The organism is Vibrio sp. 1401, from assembly GCF_033340295.1.
Genome location: NZ_JAWOWF010000828.1, coordinates 1 through 519 on the forward strand (window position 1 = coordinate 1; position 519 = coordinate 519).

The window sequence follows — 519 nt, forward strand, 5'->3', positions numbered from 1 at the left end:
CGCCAGCCTTCTCAAGCTGGCGTTTTTGTCTATTCGATTTGATACCCGCCAGAAACGATCATTCCGTTTGATCAACAAAATGGGGATCAAACATGTGCCCTAATTTGTTTGCTTTGGTTTTTAGATAGTGTTGGTTGCTTGGATTGCGACCTTCTTGCAGTGGCACACGCTCAACGACATTGATGTGCGCGTTTTTCAAAGCCGCAAGCTTACGGGGGTTGTTGGTCATCAGACGCACTTCGTCAATCCCTAAATGCTCTAACATCCCTTTGCAAAACGCATAGTCTCGCATATCAGCAGCAAACCCTAAACGCTCATTCGCCTCAACGGTATCCGCACCATCATCCTGCAAGTGATAGGCGCGAATTTTGTTGATTAAACCGATGCCACGTCCCTCCTGACGCAAATAGAGCAGCACGCCGCTGCCCTCTTCGACGATGTTTTGCAACGCACGATTTAACTGAAAACCGCAATCGCAGCGGGTGCTAAATAGTGCGTCCCCAGTGAGACATTCAGACT

1 protein-coding gene is annotated in these 519 nt (G+C 48.6%); it reads right to left on the reverse strand.

Annotated features, from left to right (window positions below):
- Window positions 1–58: 58 nt before the first annotated feature.
- The coding region (ribA, locus tag R7Z77_RS28395) for a GTP cyclohydrolase II (protein WP_318137441.1) at window positions 59–519 on the reverse strand (461 nt) is incomplete at its 5' end.